At 63.6% G+C, this 21,422-nt stretch carries 19 protein-coding genes; 16 read left to right on the top strand and 3 right to left on the bottom strand.

Translation table 11 applies throughout. The features are described from left to right. Positions 1-62: 62 nt before the first annotated feature. From ABEA02_RS06635 to asd, 5 genes are all read left to right on the top strand, one after another. Complete coding sequence (locus tag ABEA02_RS06635; protein ID WP_345532092.1) at positions 63-1,964, top strand: ATP-binding cassette domain-containing protein; 1,902 nt, start codon at positions 63-65, stop codon at positions 1,962-1,964. Positions 1,965-2,095: 131 nt separating this feature from the next. Beyond that, entirely contained in the window at positions 2,096-4,093 is a 1,998-nt protein-coding gene (locus ABEA02_RS06630) for a ribonucleoside triphosphate reductase (RefSeq protein WP_345532091.1), read from the top strand. 67 nt (positions 4,094-4,160) lie between these two features. After that, a complete protein-coding gene (nrdD, locus tag ABEA02_RS06625) occupies positions 4,161-4,361 on the top strand; it encodes an anaerobic ribonucleoside-triphosphate reductase (RefSeq protein ID WP_345532090.1) in 201 nt (66 codons plus the stop codon). Beyond that, positions 4,324-5,055 (top strand): anaerobic ribonucleoside-triphosphate reductase activating protein, encoded by a 732-nt coding sequence (locus ABEA02_RS06620; protein ID WP_345532089.1) that lies wholly within the window; start codon positions 4,324-4,326, stop codon positions 5,053-5,055. Before nrdD ends, ABEA02_RS06620 begins: the two co-directional genes overlap by 38 nt. A 55-nt stretch (positions 5,056-5,110) precedes the next feature. Beyond that, positions 5,111-5,959: an archaetidylserine decarboxylase gene (asd, locus tag ABEA02_RS06615; RefSeq protein WP_345532088.1), complete on the top strand. Its 849-nt coding sequence runs from the start codon at positions 5,111-5,113 to the stop codon at positions 5,957-5,959. A 46-nt stretch (positions 5,960-6,005) separates the two neighbouring features. On the opposite strand, the gene ABEA02_RS06610 is transcribed toward asd, so the two are convergent. Together ABEA02_RS06610 and ABEA02_RS06605 are read right to left on the bottom strand one after the other, a co-directional pair. Then, on the bottom strand, positions 6,006-6,770 hold the full coding sequence (locus ABEA02_RS06610; protein WP_345532087.1) for a DsbC family protein: 765 nt from the start codon (positions 6,768-6,770) through the stop codon (positions 6,006-6,008). Positions 6,771-6,799: 29 nt separating this feature from the next. Continuing rightward, positions 6,800-7,972, bottom strand: a complete 1,173-nt coding sequence (locus ABEA02_RS06605) for a UbiH/UbiF family hydroxylase (RefSeq protein ID WP_345532086.1) — start codon at positions 7,970-7,972, stop codon at positions 6,800-6,802. A 278-nt stretch (positions 7,973-8,250) separates the two neighbouring features. On the opposite strand from ABEA02_RS06605, the gene ABEA02_RS06600 reads away from it, so the two are divergent. Both ABEA02_RS06600 and ABEA02_RS06595 read left to right on the top strand, forming a co-directional pair. Further along, positions 8,251-9,249: a collagen-binding domain-containing protein gene (locus ABEA02_RS06600; RefSeq protein ID WP_345532085.1), complete on the top strand. Its 999-nt coding sequence runs from the start codon at positions 8,251-8,253 to the stop codon at positions 9,247-9,249. A gap of 106 nt (positions 9,250-9,355) precedes the next feature. Further along, entirely contained in the window at positions 9,356-10,132 is a 777-nt protein-coding gene (locus ABEA02_RS06595; RefSeq protein ID WP_345532084.1) for an SDR family NAD(P)-dependent oxidoreductase, read from the top strand. Between the two features lie 10 nt (positions 10,133-10,142). On the opposite strand, the gene ABEA02_RS06590 is transcribed toward ABEA02_RS06595, so the two are convergent. Further along, positions 10,143-11,015, bottom strand: a complete 873-nt coding sequence (locus tag ABEA02_RS06590; protein WP_345532083.1) for an ATP-binding protein — start codon at positions 11,013-11,015, stop codon at positions 10,143-10,145. Positions 11,016-11,617: 602 nt separating this feature from the next. On the opposite strand from ABEA02_RS06590, the gene ABEA02_RS06585 reads away from it, so the two are divergent. The 9 genes from ABEA02_RS06585 (at position 11,618) to ABEA02_RS06545 (ending at position 21,405) form a co-directional block, all read left to right on the top strand. Beyond that, positions 11,618-13,546: an ABC transporter substrate-binding protein gene (locus ABEA02_RS06585; protein WP_345532082.1), complete on the top strand. Its 1,929-nt coding sequence runs from the start codon at positions 11,618-11,620 to the stop codon at positions 13,544-13,546. A gap of 135 nt (positions 13,547-13,681) precedes the next feature. Continuing rightward, on the top strand, positions 13,682-15,034 hold the full coding sequence (gene mltA, locus ABEA02_RS06580; RefSeq protein ID WP_345532081.1) for a murein transglycosylase A: 1,353 nt from the start codon (positions 13,682-13,684) through the stop codon (positions 15,032-15,034). 72 nt (positions 15,035-15,106) lie between these two features. Beyond that, positions 15,107-15,958, top strand: a complete 852-nt coding sequence (locus tag ABEA02_RS06575) for a helix-turn-helix domain-containing protein (RefSeq protein WP_345532080.1) — start codon at positions 15,107-15,109, stop codon at positions 15,956-15,958. A 61-nt stretch (positions 15,959-16,019) separates the two neighbouring features. Further along, positions 16,020-17,918 (top strand): ABC transporter substrate-binding protein, encoded by a 1,899-nt coding sequence (locus tag ABEA02_RS06570; RefSeq protein WP_345532079.1) that lies wholly within the window; start codon positions 16,020-16,022, stop codon positions 17,916-17,918. A 129-nt stretch (positions 17,919-18,047) separates the two neighbouring features. Then, positions 18,048-18,437: a hypothetical protein gene (locus ABEA02_RS06565; RefSeq protein ID WP_345532078.1), complete on the top strand. Its 390-nt coding sequence runs from the start codon at positions 18,048-18,050 to the stop codon at positions 18,435-18,437. A 175-nt stretch (positions 18,438-18,612) separates the two neighbouring features. Next, positions 18,613-19,170 carry a Spy/CpxP family protein refolding chaperone gene (locus ABEA02_RS06560; RefSeq protein ID WP_345532077.1) on the top strand — a complete coding sequence of 186 codons (558 nt, stop codon included), beginning with the start codon at positions 18,613-18,615 and terminating at the stop codon, positions 19,168-19,170. Beyond that, entirely contained in the window at positions 19,170-19,388 is a 219-nt protein-coding gene (locus tag ABEA02_RS06555; RefSeq protein ID WP_345532076.1) for a hypothetical protein, read from the top strand. Before ABEA02_RS06560 ends, ABEA02_RS06555 begins: the two co-directional genes overlap by 1 nt. After that, positions 19,370-20,068: a response regulator gene (locus tag ABEA02_RS06550; protein ID WP_345532075.1), complete on the top strand. Its 699-nt coding sequence runs from the start codon at positions 19,370-19,372 to the stop codon at positions 20,066-20,068. Before ABEA02_RS06555 ends, ABEA02_RS06550 begins: the two co-directional genes overlap by 19 nt. Further along, on the top strand, positions 20,068-21,405 hold the full coding sequence (locus ABEA02_RS06545; RefSeq protein WP_345532074.1) for a sensor histidine kinase: 1,338 nt from the start codon (positions 20,068-20,070) through the stop codon (positions 21,403-21,405). Before ABEA02_RS06550 ends, ABEA02_RS06545 begins: the two co-directional genes overlap by 1 nt. The last annotated feature ends 17 nt before the right edge of the window (positions 21,406-21,422 follow it).

The following is a 21,422-nucleotide window of genomic DNA, read 5'->3' as shown; positions in this document are numbered from 1 at the left end:
TCCGGTCGTGGCGCTGACGCCACGTAAAATGCGAAGTCCGCATTCTCGCAACTCTGACTAAAGTGATCCAGTTCCGTTCGCTCGCGCTCGCGCGCGGCGCCCGCCGCCTTATAGAAAACCTCTCGTTGCAGATTCACCCAGGCTGGCGCATCGGCCTGGTCGGCGCCAACGGCACGGGCAAATCGACACTTTTCGCGCTGTTGCGTGGCGAGCTGCATCAAGAGCAAGGCGATCTCGACATGCCTGCGCACTGGGTGATCGCCAACGTGGCCCAGGAGACACCTGCGCTCGCCACACCTGCCATCGACTACGTGCTCGAAGGCGACGCCGAGTTGATGCGCATCGAACGCGAACTGTCCAGCGAACCCGATGCACATCATATCGGTGAGCTACATGCGCGCCTGGCCGAAATCGACGGCTACGGCGCCCGCGCACGCGCCAGCGCTCTGCTGGCTGGACTCGGCTTCGCGGATGCCGACTTCACGCGACCCGTGTCCGCCTTCTCGGGCGGCTGGCGCATGCGGCTGAATCTCGCGCAGGCACTGATGTGCCGCTCAGACCTGCTGCTGCTCGATGAACCGACCAACCACCTCGACCTCGACGCCGTCATCTGGCTCGAAAAATGGTTGCTCAGCTATCGCGGCACGCTGGTACTGATCTCGCACGATCGCGATTTCCTGAATGCCTGCGTGACCCACATCGCCCACCTCGACGCTCAGAAACTCACGCTCTACACCGGCAACTACGACAGCTTCGAAGACCAGCACGCCGCCCAACTCGCGCAGCAACAGGCCATGTTCGCCAAGCAGCAACGCGAAGTTGCGCACCTGCAGAAGTACATTGATCGCTTTCGCGCCCAGGCCACCAAGGCCCGCCAGGCACAGAGCCGCATCAAGGCGCTCGCGCGCATGGAACGTGTCACCGCTGCGCACGTCGACACACCCTTCTCGTTCAGCTTTCCCGAGCCTGATCGCGCGCCCGACCCCATGGTCACGCTCAAGGAAGTCAGCCTGGGCTACGGTGACAAGGTCATCATCGACAAGCTCAAGCTCGAACTGCGCCCCGGCGCGCGGCTGGGCCTCTTGGGTCCCAATGGCGCCGGCAAATCCACGCTGATCAAGCTGCTCGCTGGCGACCTTGCTGCGCAAAGCGGGACAGCGCTATTCGGCAAGGGTGTGCAGCTGGGCTACTTCGCCCAGCACCAACTCGAACAATTGCGCCCCGACGAGAGCCCGCTGCAGCACCTCATCCGTCAGGAGCCGATGACGCGCGAACAGGATCTGCGCGACTACCTTGGCGGCTTCGACTTCCGTGGCGCACAGGTCGATGCCAAGGTCGGTCCCTTCTCCGGCGGTGAGAAATCCCGCCTCGCCCTGGCCCTGCTGATCCGCCACAAACCCAATCTGCTGCTGCTTGACGAACCGACCAACCACCTCGACCTCGAAATGCGCCACGCACTGACGCTGGCGCTGTCGGAATACGAAGGCAGCATGGTCCTCGTCAGTCATGATCGCGCCTTGCTGCGCACCGTCTGCGACGACTTTCTGCTGGTCGCCGATGGCAAGGCCCAGCCCTTCGATGGCGACCTTGACGACTACCTGCAATGGCTGGACGCACGCCGCGCCTCACAGACCGCCGCCAGCATCGATCAGGACGCTGCTGCCGATAAGGCCAGCCGCCTGCAAGCACGCGCCGATGCAGCCGCCGACCGGCAAGCGAAGCTGCAACGCCGTCGCCCGCTGCTCAAGGAGCTCGAACAGCTCGAACGCAAACTGCAAGGCTGGCAGGGCGAGAAGAAGTTGCTCGACGAACGTCTTGCCGACCCTGCCTTGTATGCGAGCGGTGACAGCGCGCAACTGCAGGGCTTCCTAAAGCGCCAGGGCGAGCTCGCCGCCAGCATCGATCAGAGCGAAGAGCGCTGGCTGGAGATCCAGACCGAGCTCGAAGAGATCGGCGAAATCTGATTCGTCGATAGCGTCGGCGCATCCCCGGCGGCGCGGAATTGACCTCGGTCAAACCGGGCACCCCATCGCCATGGATTACTAGATATAGGCGTCACAACGACGCAAACAACTATATCTAGTAGGAGATAGCGATGCCCGGATTGACAGGAGTCATCAAGCGTGACGGCCGTCTGCTGACCTTTGATGCGGCCAAGATCGAGGCCGCCATCGCCAAGGCGGGCCAGGCCAGCGGGGAGTTCCAGCCTTCGGAAGCAGAGCGCATCACGCGCCTCGTGGTCGACCGGCTCAGCGCACAGGGCGAGCTGGTGCCCACCATCGAGCGCGTGCAGGACACGGTGGAGATCTCGCTGATGGCCGCCGGCTGGTATCGCACCTCACGCGCCTACATCGTCTATCGCGAACAGCGTGCCCGCCTGCGCACCGACCACAAGACCGTTGTCGACGTCGAGCACGCCATCAACGAATACCTCGACCGCCGCGACTGGCGTGTCAATGCCAACGCCAACCAGGGCTATTCGCTGGGCGGATTGATCCTCAACGTCTCCGGCAAAGTGATCGCCAACTACTGGCTCAACCATGTCTACGCCAGGGAGATCGGCGAAGCGCATCGCGAAGGTGACGTGCACATCCACGATCTGGACATGCTGTCCGGCTACTGCGCCGGCTGGTCGCTTCGCACCCTGCTCACCGAGGGCTTCAATGGCGTGCCCGGCAAGGTGGAGTCTGCACCGCCCAGGCACCTCGGCTCGGCGGTCGGCCAGATCGTGAACTTCCTCGGCACGCTGCAGAACGAATGGGCCGGCGCGCAGGCTTTCAGCTCTTTCGACACCTATCTCGCGCCCTTCATCCGCAAGGACAATCTGTCCTACGCGCAAGTACGCCAGTGCATCCAGGAGCTGATCTACAACCTCAATGTGCCGAGCCGCTGGGGCACGCAGACCCCCTTCACCAACCTGACCTTCGACTGGGTGTGCCCGGAAGATCTGCGCGAGCAGATTCCCTACATCGGCGGCGAAGAGATGCCTTTCAGCTACGGGGAGCTGCAGGCCGAAATGGACATGATCAACCGCGCCTACATCGACGTGATGACGGCGGGTGACAAGTTTGGTCGCGTGTTCACCTTCCCTATCCCGACCTACAACATCACGCCGGATTTCGACTGGGATAGCGACAACGCCAATCGCCTGTTCGAGATGACGGCCAAGTACGGCCTGCCCTACTTCCAGAATTTCCTCAATTCCGAGCTCACACCGAACATGGTGCGCAGCATGTGCTGCCGCCTGCAGCTTGATCTGCGCGAGCTCTTGAAGCGCGGCAATGGCCTGTTCGGCTCGGCCGAGCAAACCGGCTCGCTGGGTGTGGTGACAATCAACTGCGCACGCATCGGCTACCTGTGTCAGGGCGATGAAACCGCGCTCTTTGCACGCGTCGACCGCCTGCTCGAACTCGGCCGCGACAGCCTGGAGGTGAAGCGTCAGATCATCCAGCAACTCATCGATGCGGGTCTCTTCCCCTACACCAAGCGCTACCTCGGTACGCTGCGCAATCACTTCAGCACGCTGGGCGTGAATGGCATCAACGAGATGATCCGTAATTTCACGGCAGACCGCGAAGACATCACGACGCGCTGGGGGGAGGCTTTCGCGTTGCGCCTGCTCAACCACATCCGCGGTCGCATGACCGAGTTCCAGGAAGAAACGGGCCACCTCTACAACCTCGAAGCCACGCCTGCCGAAGGCACGACCTACCGCTTCGCCAAGGAGGACCGCAAGCGCTGGCCCGACATCCTGCAAGCCGGCAGCAAGGATCAGCCCTACTACACCAACTCCTCGCAGCTACCGGTGGGCTTCACCGACGACCCCTTCGAAGCCCTGCGCCGGCAAGAGCCGCTGCAGACGCGTTACACCGGCGGCACCGTGCTGCACCTGTACATGAACGAGCATGTGTCCAGCGTCACAGCCTGCAAGAAGCTCGTGCGCCGCTCACTCGAGAACTTCCGCCTGCCTTACATCACGGTTACCCCGACCTTCTCGATCTGCCCCAGGCACGGCTACCTCAAGGGCGAACACAAGTTCTGCCCGAAGTGCGACGAGGAGCTGATCGCGAAGAAACAGGCTTGCTGCAACTGATTTACATCAATGCGTTGCGACGGCTTGCAACGCATCGTCACCGCCCCTGCTAACAAGGAAATAGAGAATGAACGAATTGCATGACTGCACGCTTCCGGCCCACATCCTGCAGGCCAATACACCAATACTTCTGCGTGACGAGGAGCGCACGCGTTGCGAGGTCTGGACCCGCGTAATGGGCTACCACCGGCCGGTTGCCTCGTTCAACGTCGGCAAACAGGGAGAGCACAATGAACGTGCATTCTTTGCAGAGCCTGCCGGGAACTGAATCCAGCAGAGTATCGCTGCGCATCGGCGGCTTCGTTCCCTGCAGCACGCAGGACTGGCCCGACCAGCTTGCCGCCGTTGTGTTCATTGCCGGCTGCCCCTGGCGCTGCAACTACTGCCACAACCCGCATCTGCAAACCGGGCGCGGAGACGAGGCCTTGCATTGGGCGGACCTGTTGCCACAAATCGTCGCTCGCAAAACCTTGCTTGATGGCGTCGTGTTCTCCGGTGGGGAACCGACCATCGACAGCCACCTGCCCGATGCACTGCGCAGCTTGCGCGCCGTCGGCATGGCAACCGGTTTGCATACTGCGGGCTGCTACCCGCACCGGCTCGCGCATGCGCTGCCGCTGCTGGACTGGGTCGGGCTGGACATCAAGGCTCTGCCCGGCGGCTACGATGCCATCACCGGCGTGCCCGATAGCGGGCATCGTGCCTGGACATCGCTGGGGCTTGTGCAGGCTGCGGGTATTGACTACGAAGTACGTGTAACCGCCCACCCCGACTGGCTGCCCGAAGACATGCTGGATCAGCTGCTCGAACAGCTCGCCGCCGCAAACGTGCCGCGTATCGCACTGCAGGCTGGCCGTCTGCCGGGCCGGTCGGGCTATCCCGGCGAACGCGCAGCGTACCGCTTGCCGGCCCTCAGCCGTTGGGCGCGGAACATACCGGGGCTGATACTTCGGGGTTTCTGAACACAGCCGGGTTCATCGCTACAATGGCGGGCCTTTATCTGTCGAAAGTCCTGCCTTGCCGCCCCGCTCCGTTGCCCTGCAGTACGTCCTGCCCAAGCGCGCCATCACGGATTTCGGCCGCTTTGTTGCGTCCAGCCGCATGGGCTGGGTGACAACCCGCATCATCGAATGGTTCGTCGGCAAATATGGCGTCAACATGTCCGAAGCCGCCCAGCCGGATATCACTGCCTACAAGAGCTTCAACGACTTCTTCACGCGGGCCTTGCGCAAGGATGCGCGCCCCATCGCCGATGCGCCATGGGTCTGCCCGGTGGATGGCGCAATCAGCCAGTTCGGCGCGATCAAGAGCGACCAGATCTTCCAGGCCAAGGGGCACAGCTACTCCACCACCGCACTGCTTGGCGGTGACGCCGAGCTGGCCGCCAAGTTCGAGAACGGCAGCTTCGCCACGCTCTACCTCTCGCCGCGCGACTACCACCGCATCCATATGCCCTGCAGCGGTCGCCTGACGCGGATGATCCATGTGCCGGGCGAGCTGTTCTCGGTGAATCCGACCACGGCGCAAGGCGTGCCCGGTCTGTTCGCACGCAACGAGCGCGTGGTGTGCATGTTCGACACTTCGCACGGTCCGCTGGCGCTGGTGCTGGTTGGCGCCACCATCGTCGGCAGCATGTCCACGGTGTGGCACGGCGTGGTCAATCCGCCGCGCCCCGGCAAGATCCGCGAGTGGCATTACGACAAGCAGGACGTCGTACTGCACAAGGGTGAAGAGATGGGCCGCTTCCTGCTCGGCTCGACCGTTGTGTTGCTCATTCCGCAACACCAGATCGAGTTCAATGCGGGCTGGGATCCCGCTGGCGCGGTGCGCGTTGGCGAGGCCATGGGAATTCTGGCGACGTCATGAAAAAAGGGGCCAATGGCCCCTTTTCTTTTGTACCGACGGACAGCGCTTACTTCTTCGCCACCTTGTCGGTCGCCTCAGTGATCGAGCGCTCCAATTCAGCCGGTTGCACGTACCCGCCCAGACGGCTGCCATCGACAAGGAACATCGTTGGCGTGCCATTGATGCGGAAGCGCTTCTGCAGATCCATGTTCTTGGCAATCGGCGTGTCGCACGCCTTGGTACCGCCGACCGGCATCTTGTTATCGACCATCCAGTCATTCCAGGCCTTGGCACGATCCTGCGAGCACCAGATGGCCTCCGACTTCTTCTTCGAATCTTCGGCGAGGATGGGAATCAGGAAGGTGTAGACCGTCGTGTCCTTGATGTTGACCAGATCACGCGCCAGCTTCTTGCAGTACGAGCAGTTGGGGTCCTCGAAAGTCACCAGCACGCGCTTGCCATTGCCCTTGACCTGCTTGATCGCGTTGGCGAGCGGCAGATCGGCGAAATTGATCTGCGACAGCTCCTTGAGGCGATCCGCCGTCACGTTGCGCTTGGCCTTGATGTCGACGAGCGAGCCCGAAATGAGAAAGCCGCCGTTCGGTTCAACATAGAGAATGTCGCCATTGGTCAGCACGACTTCGTAAAAATTGCCGTAACTGGTCTTGGTAACAGAGTCGATGACGTCAGGATTGCTGACCACCTGCTCCACGGCCTTGCGGATTTCCTGTTCCTGCGGCGTCAGCGGCTTCTTCGTGTCCGCCATGGCAGCCGGCATGCTCACCGCTACGCTGATTGCTGCGAGCAGTGCCCGCCAAGTCTTGCTCTTCACTCTGTTCTCCAGTTCTTTTCCAAATCTGACTACAGAAGGCCCGCAGCGTATCGTGTCATCGCTGCACGCACAAACGGCAGTCTGCCCGTAAGGCTCATGCCCGCATTGCGCAACCAGGCCAGCGGCGCCGATTGCACACCAAACAGCTGATGCAGACCGTGTGTCACGCCCTGCAACATTGCCACCTCTTCCACTCTCGCCCGTTCGTACTGACGCAGCACGGACAGCTCACCACAATCCCGGAACGCCGGCAGTGCCAGCAATTTGCCCGCGAGCACCTGCGCGTCCTGGAAACCCAGATTGACGCCATGCCCCGACAAGGGGTGGATGGCGTGCGCCGCATCACCAATCAACGCAACACGCGGTGCCACCCACTCGGGCACGCGCATCAGTCGCAACGGGAATGCCGCTGCAGGCGCCAGCAACTCCAGCTTGCCAAGCACACCTTCCGATGCTTCCGACACTTTGTCCGCCAGAGCTTCAGCACTCAGCGCCAGCAAGGCTTCCGCATGCGCTTGGGGCGTTGACCAGACAATCGACACAAGGTTTCCGGGCAATGGCAAACAGGCCAGCACCCCATCAGCACGGAACCACTGGCTTGCCGTTGCGGCGTGAGGTCGTTCGCACGCAAAGTTGGCGACCAGCCCCATGTCGGCATAGGGCTGCAGGTCGGCAGTCAGGCCGGCCTGCTGACGCACCCAGGAGTTCACGCCGTCAGCGCCAACCACCAGCGAAGCGTGCAGTCGCTGTCCGTCGGCGAGCGCCAGAACAGCGCCCTCCGAGCCAAGCTCCAGCGATTGCGGATCGGCCGGCGTCACGACAGTGATGTTCGGCTGGCGCCTGGCGGTCTGCCACAACTCGTCACCCAACCGGCCACCTTCCACAATCCAGGCCAGCGCGTCCAGACCGGCCTCGTAGGCCGAAAATGCCAACCGGCCACGACTCGCGCCCTCTGCGTCGCCAAACACGGCCATGCGCTCGACGCGCTGCAAGCGTGCGGAGTCTATGTGCTGCCACACCCCGCATTGCTGCAGAAAGCCGACATTGGCGGGGCTGACCGCGTAGATGCGCGCGTCCCAACCGGCAGCGACGACCGGCGCTGCACGATCCAGCAAGGCAATGCGCAGTCGGCTACCACGCAAGGCACAGGCAAGGCTGGCTCCCGCCAGGCCACCACCGACAATCAGAAGGTCAAATTCCATGAAGTATTGCAGGGCGTATTGCAGGGAGAAACAGGCCTTACAGGGCAATGCCGCATCCCGAAGGCGAGCGATTGTGCAGTATGCCCGCCGCAACGTCATGTTGCGGTAGCAGAATGCCTGTCAACGATTCTTACAGTGGGTCTGTGGCGACGCACAAACGAGCGCATTTCGCGTAAACACATCAAGCACTTGCATCCGCCGGCCCGATGCTTGCTTGAAGCCACTCAACCCTTGTGCCCCCCGCGTGGGAGGCACCCCGAAGTTTGGAGATTTGTCTGATGAAATTCCGTTCCCTTATTGCGGCCGCGGTACTGGCCTGCAGCAGTGGCGCCGTGTTTGCCTCCAGTGCCTTTAACTTGGGCGTCGCTGACAACTTCAGTGCCTTCGTGTTCGGCAACATGACGGTGACCGGCTCGACCGACGCCGAGCACTCCGTCGCCGTGCAAGGCAACCTGACCGCCACCTCGGGCGCCTGGACAGCCGCTCAGGGCGGCGCCACCTACTCCAGCGGCGGCAAGGAATGGGCCCTGGTGGTTGGCGGCAACGTTAACTGGACCAGCGGCTCGGTGTCCGACAAGACTGAATCGGTCTACGTTGGCGGCACCATGACGACGGGCAGCGCCTACGACCCCACTCTCGGCCCCGTGCAGAAGGGCGGCACCTCGCCGGTCGACTTCGCCGCCGTCAAGGCTCAACTGGTTGCCGAAAACGCAGCCCTGCTCGGCAAGGCCGCCACTGGCACCACGCTGTATGGCAACAACACCGCCACCGGCGGCAAGGCTGGCGGTTCGGCCAGCACCCTGTACCTGCAAGGCAGCGGCGGCGCGGTCGAGTACTTCACCATCGATAGCAGCCGCCTGACCGCCAACATCTTCAACGAGTTCAACCTCACAGGTGTCGCGGCCGGTTCGACCATCGTCCTCAACATCACGGGTTCGGCCACCGACATCGCGCTGAGCAACATGAACAGCCTCCTCGGCTTCTCGGGCCACCAGACCCTGCTGAACTTCGCCAGCAACGTCAGCAAGCTGACGCTGGGCAGTCTCAACGCCGACGCCGCCGTGCTGGCCTACAACGCCGACGTAACAACGACTTGGGGCAACGAGAACGGCACCATCATCGCCAAGAACTACACCGGCGCCGCTCAGCTCAACGGCGGTCACTACGGCTCGTCGTCTTCGGCGGCGTCCTCCAGCTCGAGCAAGGTGCCGGAACCGGGCACGCTGGCACTGGCCGGTCTGGCCATGGCGCTCATCGCGCGCCGTCGTCGCGCCTGATACCAAGCCTCGTAATAAGCGGTATCGCAAGAAAGCCCCGATCCGGGGCTTTTTTTGTATCCGGCCGCCGGGCACACTCGCAGCATCCCTGTTGCGAAAGCCTGTCATGCCTCAAACCTCCCAAGTACGTATTGCCCTCGTTACCGGTGCCAGCTCCGGCTTCGGTGAAGCCATCGCCCGCCGCCTTGCACAGGCCGGCTGGAAAGTCATCGCCGCCGCACGCCGCGTCGATCGCCTCGAAGCCCTGCGCCAGACCTTCCCCGATCTGATCCATCCGCTGGCGCTCGACGTGCGCGACATCTCCGCCATCGCAGCTGCGGTGGCCTCGTTGCCGGCAGCCTTCCGTGAAATTGATCTGCTGGTGAATAACGCAGGCCTCGCATTGGGCCTTGAAGCCGCGCACGAGGCCAGCCTCGACGACTGGCTGCGCATGATCGAGACCAACTGCCTTGGCCTCGTCGCCGTGACGCGCGCGGTGCTGCCGGGCATGGTCGAACGTGACCGCGGCCAAGTCATCAACATCGGCTCCACCGCTGGTCAGTACCCCTACTTCGGCGGCAACGTCTATGGTGCCACCAAGGCCTTCGTCGATCAGTTCACGCTGAATCTGAAGACAGACCTGCTGGGCACGACCATCCGCGTCACCAACATCGCGCCGGGGCTATCGGGTGGCAGCGAATTCTCGCAGGTGCGCTTCCACGGCAACGAATCGAAAGCGGCCGACGTGTACGCCGACACGACGCCGCTGAATCCGGAAGACATTGCCGACACCGTGGAGTGGCTGGTCAATCGCCCGGCGCACGTCAACATCAACCACATCTCGATGATGCCGGTGTGCCAGGCGCCCGCGGGGCTCAAGGTCAACAAGACAACAAAGGCCTGAACAACGGGGCTCAGGCGTCGCTCTGGCGCCCCGAGTAATCACGCGCAAACTGCCAGGCTACGCGGCCACTGCGCGAGGCGCGCATCTGCGACCATTGCAGCGCCTCGCGACGAATGCTGTCATCCCAGGCTGCCAGCGATACGCCAAATACCGTGAGCCAGTGACGCACAATCTGCAAGTAGGCCTCCTGGTCAAAGCTGTAGAAGCTCACCCACAAGCCGAAGCGGTCGGATAGCGACACCTTTTCCTCGACGGCCTCGCCCGGATGCAGCTCGGCCTCGCCATGACGCGTCTGCAGGTTCTCCGAAAAATACTCGGGCATCAGGTGGCGACGATTGCTGGTCGCGTAGATAAGCACGTTGTCCGGCACCGCTGCGAAGCTGCCATCGAGCACGCTCTTCAGCGCTTTGTAACCCGGCTCACCATCCTCGAAACTGAGATCGTCGCAGAACAGGATGAAACGCTCGGTGCGCTTCCGCACGATATCCACGATGTGCGGCAAATCCACGAGATCGCCCTTGTCGACCTCAATGACTCGCAGCCCCTCTTCGGCGTACTCAGTCAGCACGGCACGCACCAGCGAGCTCTTGCCGGTGCCGCGCGCGCCGGTCAGCAAGACATTGTTGGCGCGGTGACCACGCACGAACTGACGCGTGTTGGCATCGACGCGCGCTTTCTGCTGATCGACGTCCTGCAGGTCCGCCAGATGGATGGCGTGCAGATCGTGCAGAGGCTCCAGCCAGCCGCGTCGCTGATACGTACGCCAGCGATGCGCATGCGCCGACCAGTCCGGCGTTGGCGGCGAGGGTGGCAGGATGGCCTCGAAGCGCGCCATCAGATGCTCAGCGCGCAGCAGCAGGCGCTCGAGGTCAGCGGGGTTCATCTTGCTTCTCCGGCTCAACTGGCGATTGCTCTGTGCGCTGGGGTTGGTCTCCGCGCGACCTGTTCCTCGGCCAGGTCGCCCAGACGATGATCACCAGCAGGCTCAAAGCCACGCCGGCTTCGACAAAAAGAATCCAGGAACCGCTCTCCAGCATGGCGCACTCGCTTCCAGCACAAAGGCGCGAGTATAGGCCCTGCCTCGATACTCGCGAATTTCCGGTCACAACGACAAACTCGCAAGAAATCACAACAAATGTCAGCGCAGTCGCCGTATGTCCCCGACCAATGTGCAACGGCATCGCGCGACACAGGATCTCTCACACCCCGCCAGCATGGGGCCCGTAGACCCGCACGGCATCTCGCTTTGCGCTCGTGCCATAAAGCCAACCACGCGGGCTGGCGCGGGCAAGCCCTGCGGCACTTGGCATAAACCATAACTGTTCAACCACAAACGCGAGTGCTAGGGTCTCGCGCGCTGCATTCCATAACCATAAATGCATCCACAGGTTCTGCCTGCTTCGCAAGACGTTCGACACCACACGAGCGTCACGAGACAGCTTCGCACGTTCCATTGAATGCCTACTCAAAAATCAAGGAGAAATCATGCGTTTCACGCTGGACAAAAAGGACAGGCGAGTCCTGAACTGGGGGGTCACGTGTCTGGGATTGCTGATACTGAGTCAGTCCGCTGCCGCCTTCAACGAGGCGCCCGAACTCGCCGCTGAAGTCAAAGCCGGCAAGCTGCCTCCCGTCGCCAAGCGCCTGCCTGCGCAGCCTGAAGTCATCAAGCCCGTGCAACACGTCGGCACCTACGGTGGCGTGCTGCGCTCGGCACTGCGCGGCAATGGTGACGGCAACGCCATCCTGCGCTTCATCAGCCCGCAAGGCCTGGTGCGCTGGGACAAAGACTTCTCTACCGTCGAGCCGAACCTCGCCGAAAGCTGGAGCGTCAATCCCGATGCCACCGAATTCACCTTCAAGCTGCGCAGTGGCATGAAGTGGTCGGACGGCACGCCCTTCTCGGTCGAAGACATCCTCTTCGCCGTCAACGATCTGGTCGGCAACCCGCAGTTCTTCCCGTCCGCACCGAGCCGCTACACCACAGAAGGCAAATTCGTGAAGGTCGAGAAAGTCGACGACAACACGGTGCGCTTCAAATTCACCAAGTCGTATCGCACCTTCACCGAAGAGCTTGCCACGCCGCTTGGTCAGCATCCGGTGATGTACCCGAAGCACTACTGCCAGAAGTTCCACCCCAAGTACAACACCAAGATCGATGAAGACATCAAGGCCGCACGTGTCGCCGACTGGCCCGCACTGATGCGCCTGAAGTGTGGCGATCTGGAAGTGGTGACGCGCTGGGGCAATCCGGACAAGCCCACAATGGATCCGTGGGTCATCGCAGAACCCTACAACGGTGGTGCCACACGCGTGCTGATGCGCCGCAACCCCTACTTCTGGCAGGTCGACACCGCTGGCAACCAGCTGCCCTACATCGACAAGCTTGAGTTCAAGGTGATCTCGGACATCGAGACCATCATCCTCGCGGTGATCAACGGCCAGATCGACATGCAGATCCGCCACATCTACAACACGCAGAACCTGCCCCTGCTGACCGACAACGCAGCCAAGGGCAAGTACAAGATGTTGCTGCTGCCGGACATCAACGCCACCGGCACCGCAGTGTTCATCAACCAGTCGACGAAGAACGAGAAGTTGCGCGCCCTGTTCCGCAACAAGGACTTCCGCATTGCTCTGTCGCTGGGCATGGACCGCAAGGAGATCAACGACATCGTCTTCCTGGGTCAAGGTGAGCCCTGGCAGATCGGACCGGCACGCGCCAACAAGTTCTACAACGAAAAACTGGCCAAGCAATACACGAACTACGATCCGAAGGCCGCCAACGAGATCCTCGACAAGATGGGCTTCACCCAGCGCGACAAGGATGGCTTCCGCCAGTACCCCGGCGGCGGCAAGATCAGCATGGGCGTCATTGTGAGCCTCGCTTCGCAATACCAGATCGACTTGCTCGAACTGCTGCGCAAGCAATACGCGAAGATCGGCCTCGACCTGCAGATCCAGTCGTCCGAGCGCACGCTGTACTACGACCGTGCCAACTCGAATGACTACGACCTCAGCGTAGACAGCCTTGCCGGTGGTTACGACCCCACGCAGAACCCGCGTGGCTTCCTCGCCATCCACCCGCAGGAATCGCGTCAGAGCCTGCTGTGGGTCAAGTGGTACGAAAGCGGCGGCAAGCAGGGTGAAGAGCCGCCGGCCAGCATGAAAAAGCGCCTGCAGCTCTACGATCAATGGAAGGACGCGAAGACCGAGAAGGAAGCCGACGCCCTGTTCCGCCAGATCCTCGCCATTGCTGCTGACGAGCTCGAAGTGCTGGGCACGGTCTCGCCGCCCAAGGCCAACGGTATCCGCAGTGCACGCCTGCAGAACGTGTATGAAAAGATGCCCTGGGGCTGGACCTACCCGACGCCGGGCCCGTCCCTGCTGCAGCAGTACTACTTCACCAAGTAAGCCGCCACACGACGACCGGCTGCGCCGGTCGTCGCCCTTGCCAGTCCCAGCCACTTTCCAAGGGGCTGGCAAGCCTCCACAATGCGGGCTCCTCAACGCTGTGGCAACGGCCTCCCCGGCCGCCCGAAGCCCGACATGACTCCTGCGTCACGCACCCGCCCGCTGCACCTTCCACTGCACCTCCCGCTCTCCCGCCTGCTGCTGTCTGTGCCAGCCCTGCTCCTGCTCGGCGCCTGCAGCACCACGCCGTCCGTCAACGTTCCCTCAGCACCAGCAACCACTGCAACGGCTACGGCATCCGCAACACCGCCGGTCACAGCCTCGGTCCCGGCAGCCGAGCCCACCACGGGCACGACCGCGCCGCTGAACTGTCCGCCCCCCGCAGCAGCCCCCGTCTGCCAGCCCGAACCGCAAAAACCACCACCTGCAGCCCCCTGGCGCGCTGCCGAATGGGAAGCACTGCCCGGCTGGCAGAGTGACGACCTATCGCAGATGTGGCCTGCGCTGCTCGCCAGCTGCCGCGTGCTCAAAGGCGATATGCAGAAGGCATGGGGCACAAGCTGTACAGCCGCAGCGCAACTGGGCCCCACAGCCAGCACGGCGAACATCCGCGAGTTCCTGCAGGCCAACCTTGCGCCATGGCAACTCATCAACGCCGACGCCAGCGAGACCGGCCTCATCACCGGCTACTACGAGCCCCTGATCCGCGGCAGCCGCACTGCCACCAGCAAGTACGCCACGCCCGTGCTCGGCGTACCGGACGACCTCATCGTCGTGGACCTCGGCGAGCTCTACCCCGAGCTGAAGAACATGCGCCTGCGCGGCCGCATCGAAGGCCGCAAGCTCGTGCCTTACTGGACCAGTGCCGAACTCGACGCCAAGACCGGCACCCTGCCAGCAAAAACCCTGCTGTGGACCGATGATCTTGTCGAGTACGTCTTCCTGCAGATCCAGGGCTCGGGCCAGGTGCAGCTCGAAGACGGCAGTCGCGTGCGCATCGCCTACGCCGACCAGAACGGGCACCCCTTCAAGTCCATCGCACGCTGGCTCATCAACCAGGGCGAGCTCACCGTCGACAAGGCCAGCATGCAGGGCATCCAGGCCTGGGCGCGCAACAATCCCAAGCGCATCCCCGAGCTGATCGCCGCCAACCCCAGCTACGTCTTCTTCCGTGAAGAAGCTGCCAATGGCGAGGGCCCCAAGGGCGCGCAGGGCCTGCCGCTGACAGCCGGCCGCTCCATCGCCGTCGACCCGCGCAGCATCGCCATGGGCACCCCGGTCTTCCTCGCCTTCAACACCCTGGATGGCAAGCCCGTGCAGCGCCTGATGCTGGCGCAGGACACGGGCGGTGCCATTCGTGGCCGCATACGTGCCGACTTCTACTGGGGCTTCGGCGCCGAAGCCGGCGCCATCGCCGGCCGCATGCGCCAGCAGGGCCGCATGTGGGTGCTGTGGCCACGTGGCAGCCAGCCGCCCGCCATCCCCTGATGATGCGGATTGCGATCAAATCAGCCACCAGCCGATCGTTAGCATGAAGTCATTTTTCTGACCGGAACAGACATGCGCGTCACCGTCGAATCCTTCGTCCGCCAGATGAACAGCGTGCGACGCGTGACCGACTACATCGGCCAGCACATCGACGAAGACTTCACGCTCGCCCGGCTCGCCGACGTTGCCTGCCTGTCGACGTCACAGACGGACCGCCTGTACCAGCGCAAGACCGGTGAGACCCCCTTCACCACCTTGCGACGTCTGCGTCTCAAGCGCGCCGTCGAGCAGATGCGCAACAGCAATCTGTCGCTGCAGGACATAGGTCTTGCTGCGGGTTACGGCTCGCAAGCGGCCTTCACCCACGCCTTCGTGCGTCAATTCGGCTGTTCCCCCACCATCGCCCGCCACCAGCCTGGGCGCGCAGCCATCGCAAGACCAACTACCCTGCGCCTCGTCGTGCTGGAAGACCAGCCCATCATGCGCATCCCCCACAGCGGCGTGCTGTCGCAAGCCTGGCCCGGCGTGCATCGCATGATGGGCGAGCTGTCGGTTGCCGGTGCCACACGCTGGCGCACCTGGCAGACGCTGGACCTGGACCGCCCGTTCAATGCGACCGCATTTGATCGCGTCGACATGCAGTTTTTCGTGCCTGCAAACGGTCAGCCCCACGGCGTGCGCAACGTCGATCACATCATCCTGCCCGGCGGCCTGTACGCCATGTACGACTGCCTGGAAATCGAGCGCCCGCGTTCGCTGCAATTCCTGCTCGAACGCATCGAACGCGAATTGCTGTGTGGCTACACCGGAAAGCATATCTTGCGCCGGGAAATCACCTGTAATGGCTACACCGCGCCACAGGAGCGCCGCATCGCTCTCTACGTGCCGGTCTACCCGCTGCACGATGCACGCCTGAAACGCTGATCGCAATCAAGCCGGCGTATCGCGCGTCGCGACAATGAGGTCTCATACCGGAGACGCGACGATGCCCCTGACCCGCCTTTTCTGCGGCTTGCTGATTGGCCTGCTGCCCCTCACGAACGCTTTCGCGCAGGAGACCCCTGCGCTGCAGACGCGCGTCGACAACGCTGGTTTGCGTCCCATCGCACAGCGCCTGCCTGCCAAACCGGAAGTCATCGTCACGCTTGCCGACGCGCAATACGGCGGCACGCTGCGTAGCGGCCTGCTCGCCGATGGCGACCAGAACGGCATTCTGCGCTTCGTCGCGCAGGGCTTGCTCCGCTGGGATGCAAAGTTCGAACGCGTCATCCCCAACATCGCCGAGTCCTGGCAGAGCAATGCCGACGCCACCCTCTTCACCTTCCGCCTGCGCGCCGGCATGCGCTGGTCCGACGGCACACCGTTCACGGCAGATGACATCGTCTTCGCAATCAACGATGTGCTGGGCAATCGCGACGTGTTCCGCACACTGCCCGATCGCTATCAAGCCGGTGGCGAACGCATGCGTGCCGAGAAGCTCGACGCACAGACCGTGCGCATCCACTTCGCGGCCGGCGCGCGCAGCTTCCCCGAAGAGCTCGCCGGGCCCTACGGCCACCACCCTGTGCTCTACCCGAAACACTACTGCGGCCAGTTCCACGCCGACATCAACCCGCAGGCTGCCGAACTCGCCACACAGGCTGGCCTCGCGAACTGGCCGGCCTTGCTGCGTCAGCGCTGCAGCGATTATGAGACACGCTGGTCCAACCCCGACAAGCCCACGCTCGACCCCTGGGTCATCACACAGCCCTACGTCTTTCCGCCCAACAAGGACAAGACTGCGCCCGTACTGCTGACACGCAATCCGTACTACTGGCAAGTCGACACAGCAGGCCGTCAGCTGCCCTACATCGACACGCTGCACTTCGACCTATTCAGCAGCCCGCAAGCCCTCATCGACGCCGCCGCGACAGGCCGCTTCGATCTGCAGATCCGCGGCATGACCGGCGTGCAGGCCACGCGTCAACTCACGCCCCTGATTGCCAGCGGCAGCCACGCCTGGCTGCGCCTGCCCGACGTCAATGCCTCCGCGGTCGGCCTCTACCTCAACCACAGCACGCTCAACCTGCCGTTGCGCCTGCGCTTCGCCAGCCGCCAGTTCAAGGCCGCGTTATCGCAGGCCATCAATCGTCAGGCGATTGCTGACAAGCTCTTCGACGGCAAGGTGCAGCCCTGGCAGGTCGGCCCACCCGAAGGTCACCGCCTCTACAACGCTACGCTGGCGCACCAGTTCAGCAACTACGACCCGGCCAGCGCCAATCGCCTGCTCGACGAGCTCGGTGGCACCTACCATGACGAAGCCGGTTACCGCCTGCTGCGCAACCAGCGCCTGCGCCTGCGTGCCATCGTCAATATGCAGCCCCCGGTGATGGTCGAAGCACTCAAGCTCATCCAGGCCGACTGGGCCGCCATCGGTGTCGAGCTGCAGATCGACGCGGTCGAGCGCACGCAGAACTTCGAGCGCGCCTTCCGCAACGACTACGACATCAGCGTCGACGTCGCCTCCGGCGGCATCGACCCCACACAGAACCCGCGCGCCTACCTCGCCATCCACCCAAGCGACTCACGCCAGAGCCTGCCCTGGACGCGCTGGTACAACTCGCAAGGCAAGCAAGGCGAAGAGCCTTCTACCGCGATGCAGGCTCGCTACGCACTGTGGGACCGCTGGAAGGCCGCGCCGGATGAAGCCACCGCCGATGCGCTGTTCCGCGACATCCTCGCCATCGCTGCAGAGGAGTTCGAAGTCATCGGCACCGTCACCTCACCGGCCCAGACCGGCATCCGTAGCGCACGTTTGCGCGGCGTTCCTGACAGCATGCCCGGCGCATGGATCTGGCCTACACCCGGCCCTTCCCTGCCGCAACAGTACTTCCTGAAACCCTGAGGGATCAGCGACTTGGTCGCGGCTCTTACAATCACTTACACCTTGCAGTCGGCGGCTTGCCGGGTCCTTCGTTAATGGAAGGGCTGCCGCAGTTCGGGCAGCGCCCACAACACCGCAAGGAGTTCAACCATGAAGTCAGTCCGCAGCATTGTCATCGCCGCCCTTGGCGCTGCGAGTCTGTTTGTCAGTCTGCCGGGTCAGGCCCGCGAGCACGTCGAGATATCCGTGCCGGGCGCCAGCATCCGGCTGCCCGCCCCCCCGCTTCTGCCAGGCGTGAGCGTCCGCCTGCCCGCGCCGCCCCTGCCGGGTGTCGTCATCGTCGATGACCGTCGCGACGGCGGTTATCGCGATGGAGGTTACCGCCATGAAGACTGGCGCCGCGAACGCGATCGCGATGACGAATGGCGTCGTGAGCGTGCCCGCGATGACTGGCGCTATGACCGTCGCCCGCCGCCTTACTACTACGGCCCGCCGCCGCGTCACTACCACCACCATCATCGTGACTACGACCGCTGGTAACCCAGCGGCAGGAGTGAGCCAGAAGGCCGGCGTGATGCCGGCCTTTTTCATGCCTTCTGCATCATCGTTTGCGGCTTCATAAAACTTTACGTTGGCGAAAACTCCCCGCAAGCCGGTCGCCCCAGCATGTGCTCCATGCCAATCCCGGCATGTGTCGATCAGCAAGGAGCCTGCCATGAGCGAACAATCCACCACCCCCACCAACACCCCCGAAACCCCTGAGCATCCGGGCCGCTGCGGTCGCTTCGGTCGCCATCATCACTGCTGCGCGCCTGCCAGCGGCGCCTATCGCTGGGTCCGCCTGTTCGTCATCGCCGGTCTCATCGGTGCGGCGATCTTCACGCACAACGGCCACTGCGGCGAACGCCTGTTCTCGCGCGCCGCTGAGCCCACCGTCGTGCAGGCGCGTGCCGAACGCATGGCCGACCACGTTGCGCGCCGTGTTGACGCCACCGACGCACAACGCGCTGCGCTACGTCTCGGCTCACGCGAACTGGCCAGCGAAGTGCAGCCGCTGATTGCTGCCCACCGGGCCGCGCGCGCCACGCTCTACGCCGCACTGAGCAGCGACAACATTGACGCAGCACGCGTCGAACAGGCGCGCAGCGCACTCGTGCAACAGCTCGACGCCAGCTCACGCCATATCGCCGACAGCATCATCTCCGCCGGCCAGACCCTGACGCCAGCGCAGCGCAAGGCCCTGCTCGAACGCTGGCAGACCGTGAGCCTGTGATGGAAGCGCCCGCCATGCTGATCTGCCCGCACTGCGGGCAGACACGTGCCCTGCACGCACCTGACGGACTGACCGGTGGGCTGACCCTCTACGTCGCCTGCCCGGCCTGCCCCGGCCACTACGACGCAGCCGCCATGCAACGCGCCGCCATGCGTGGCACCATGCACGCGACCCGCACCCACAATGGAAGCAACGCAACGTGGCTGAACGCCTGCTGATGATCGACGACGACGCCTCGCTGGCCACCATGGTCAGCGAGTACCTCGGTGCCCAGGGCCTGCTGCTGAGCGTCGCCGGCACGCTCGCCGAAGGCGAGCGCCTGCTGCGCGAGCAGGCCTTCGATGCACTGATACTCGACGGCATGCTGCCCGATGGTGACGGGCTCGACCTCTGCCGCAAGCTGCGCGCCACATCCACACTGCCCATCCTCATGCTCACCGCACGCGGCGACGAAGTGGACCGCGTCGTTGGCCTTGAGATCGGTGCTGACGACTACCTCGCCAAACCCTTCAGCCCGCGCGAGTTGCTGGCGCGCCTGCGCGCCCTGCTGCGTCGTTCGCAGGGCAACGTGGCGCGCACCGCCGACACCCTGCGCTTTGGCCGGCTGGAGGTGGATGTCGCTGCCATGGTGGCGCGCCTCGATGGAAAAGACCTCAGCCTCACCGCGCATCAGTTCGCTCTGTTGCTCGCACTCGCCCGCCACCCGGGCCGCGTGCTGTCCCGCGATGCGCTGCTGGAACTCGCACGCGGTGACGCACTCGAAGCCTTCGACCGCTCCATCGACGTGCACATCTCGCGCATTCGCGCCGCCATCGAAGACGACCCGAAGACGCCACGCCGCATCCTCACCATCCGCGGGGCGGGTTACGTCTTCACGCTGAAGCAGGACGACATCTGATGGGACTCCTCAGACACCTGCGGCGCCAGCAGAAACGCGAGCAGTGGCAGCAATGGCTGGCCGACAATCCGCAGGTCGCCGACGTGGCACGCTGGCGTCGCCCGCCGCGCTTCATGCGTCACCAATTGTGGCGACAGATCTATGTCGGCTTCATCGTCGTCGTGCTGTTGGTAGTCGCCTGCGGCGCGCTGCTGTTCTCGTCGATGAAGGAGAACGAGCACACTCGCTTCGAAACCCATCTCGTCCCCCTGCTCTCGCGATTGCTCCCCGCCGATGCGCCGCCAACCCTGCAACAGCAGACGCTAGCCGACCTGGCTGCCACCGTGCATGGCAGCGTGGCGCTGTATGCCGCCAGCGGCGAACAACTGGCCACCACGGACGCCAGCCTGCCCACCACGCTGGACGAGATCCGCAGCAAACATCGTCACTTCAACAACCTGCTGCCCCTGCCCGACGGACGCCTGCTGCTGCTGCGCTGGGGCGCGCCACGCACAGCGCTGCTGGGCTGGATCGTATGCGTCGTCCTCATCATCGCCATCGGCACCTGGCCTGTCGCACGGCGCCTCACACGCCGGCTGGAACGATTGCAGACACAGGCCGATGCCTGGGGACGCGGCAACCTGTCAGCACGCATGACGGTCGACGGCTGCGATGAAATATCGGAACTCGCGCGTCGCTTCAACGACGCGGCAACGCGCGTCGAAGCCCTCGTCAGCAGCCAGCGCGCCATGCTCGCTGCCGCATCGCACGAACTGCGCTCGCCGCTCGCGCGCATCCGCATGGCCGTCGACCTGCTGGGCGAACAATCACCGCGCCCCGACCTGCACCAGCAGATCGAACACGACATCGCCGAACTCGACTTGCTCATCGGCGACCTGTTGCTCGCCAGCCGCCTCGCGGATGACAAGCCGCAGATGGACCGACAGTCACTGGATCTGCTCGCCCTCGCGGCTGAGGAAGCGGCACGCACGGGCGCCGAAGTCAGCGGACAATCCGTCCGCATCGAAGCGGACCCACGCCTGCTGCGCCATCTGATTCGCAACCTGCTCGAAAACGCGCGTCGCCATGCGCCCGGCAGCGCTGTAGAGATCGAAGTCGCGACGATGGCTGGCGAGGTCGTGCTGCAAGTCCTCGACCGAGGCCCCGGCGTACCCGAAGCCGAAAGCGAGAAGATCTTCGAGCCCTTCTACCGCCTCGCCGGCAGTCGCGAGAAAGGCGAGGGCTCGGGCTACGGTCTCGCCCTCGTGCGCCGCATTGCCCAGCTGCATGGTGGTAAGGTGCGCTGTCTTGCGCGGGATGGTGGCGGTAGCTGCTTCGAACTGCGCCTGCGCGCTTGATCATGGAGATTCAAGGC

Origin of the sequence: Viridibacterium curvum, assembly GCF_039544165.1 — a bacterium.
GTDB classification, from domain to species: Bacteria; Pseudomonadota; Gammaproteobacteria; order Burkholderiales; family Rhodocyclaceae; genus Viridibacterium; species Viridibacterium curvum.
Note: the sequence above shows the minus strand (reverse complement) of the source record. Positions and strands in the feature narration are given on the sequence as shown.

Coding starts and splice junctions, on each gene's coding strand:
- ABEA02_RS06585 (WP_345532082.1), top strand. CDS start 11,618: ATGCGTTTCACGCTGGACAAAAAGGACAGGCGAGTCCTGAACTGGGGG.
- ABEA02_RS06565 (WP_345532078.1), top strand. CDS start 18,048: ATGAAGTCAGTCCGCAGCATTGTCATCGCCGCCCTTGGCGCTGCGAGT.
- mltA (WP_345532081.1), top strand. CDS start 13,682: ATGACTCCTGCGTCACGCACCCGCCCGCTGCACCTTCCACTGCACCTC.
- ABEA02_RS06605 (WP_345532086.1), bottom strand. CDS start 7,972: ATGGAATTTGACCTTCTGATTGTCGGTGGTGGCCTGGCGGGAGCCAGC.
- ABEA02_RS06555 (WP_345532076.1), top strand. CDS start 19,170: ATGGAAGCGCCCGCCATGCTGATCTGCCCGCACTGCGGGCAGACACGT.
- ABEA02_RS06560 (WP_345532077.1), top strand. CDS start 18,613: ATGAGCGAACAATCCACCACCCCCACCAACACCCCCGAAACCCCTGAG.
- ABEA02_RS06620 (WP_345532089.1), top strand. CDS start 4,324: ATGAACGTGCATTCTTTGCAGAGCCTGCCGGGAACTGAATCCAGCAGA.
- ABEA02_RS06630 (WP_345532091.1), top strand. CDS start 2,096: ATGCCCGGATTGACAGGAGTCATCAAGCGTGACGGCCGTCTGCTGACC.
- ABEA02_RS06590 (WP_345532083.1), bottom strand. CDS start 11,015: ATGAACCCCGCTGACCTCGAGCGCCTGCTGCTGCGCGCTGAGCATCTG.
- ABEA02_RS06545 (WP_345532074.1), top strand. CDS start 20,068: ATGGGACTCCTCAGACACCTGCGGCGCCAGCAGAAACGCGAGCAGTGG.
- nrdD (WP_345532090.1), top strand. CDS start 4,161: ATGAACGAATTGCATGACTGCACGCTTCCGGCCCACATCCTGCAGGCC.
- ABEA02_RS06570 (WP_345532079.1), top strand. CDS start 16,020: ATGCCCCTGACCCGCCTTTTCTGCGGCTTGCTGATTGGCCTGCTGCCC.
- ABEA02_RS06595 (WP_345532084.1), top strand. CDS start 9,356: ATGCCTCAAACCTCCCAAGTACGTATTGCCCTCGTTACCGGTGCCAGC.
- ABEA02_RS06575 (WP_345532080.1), top strand. CDS start 15,107: ATGCGCGTCACCGTCGAATCCTTCGTCCGCCAGATGAACAGCGTGCGA.
- ABEA02_RS06600 (WP_345532085.1), top strand. CDS start 8,251: ATGAAATTCCGTTCCCTTATTGCGGCCGCGGTACTGGCCTGCAGCAGT.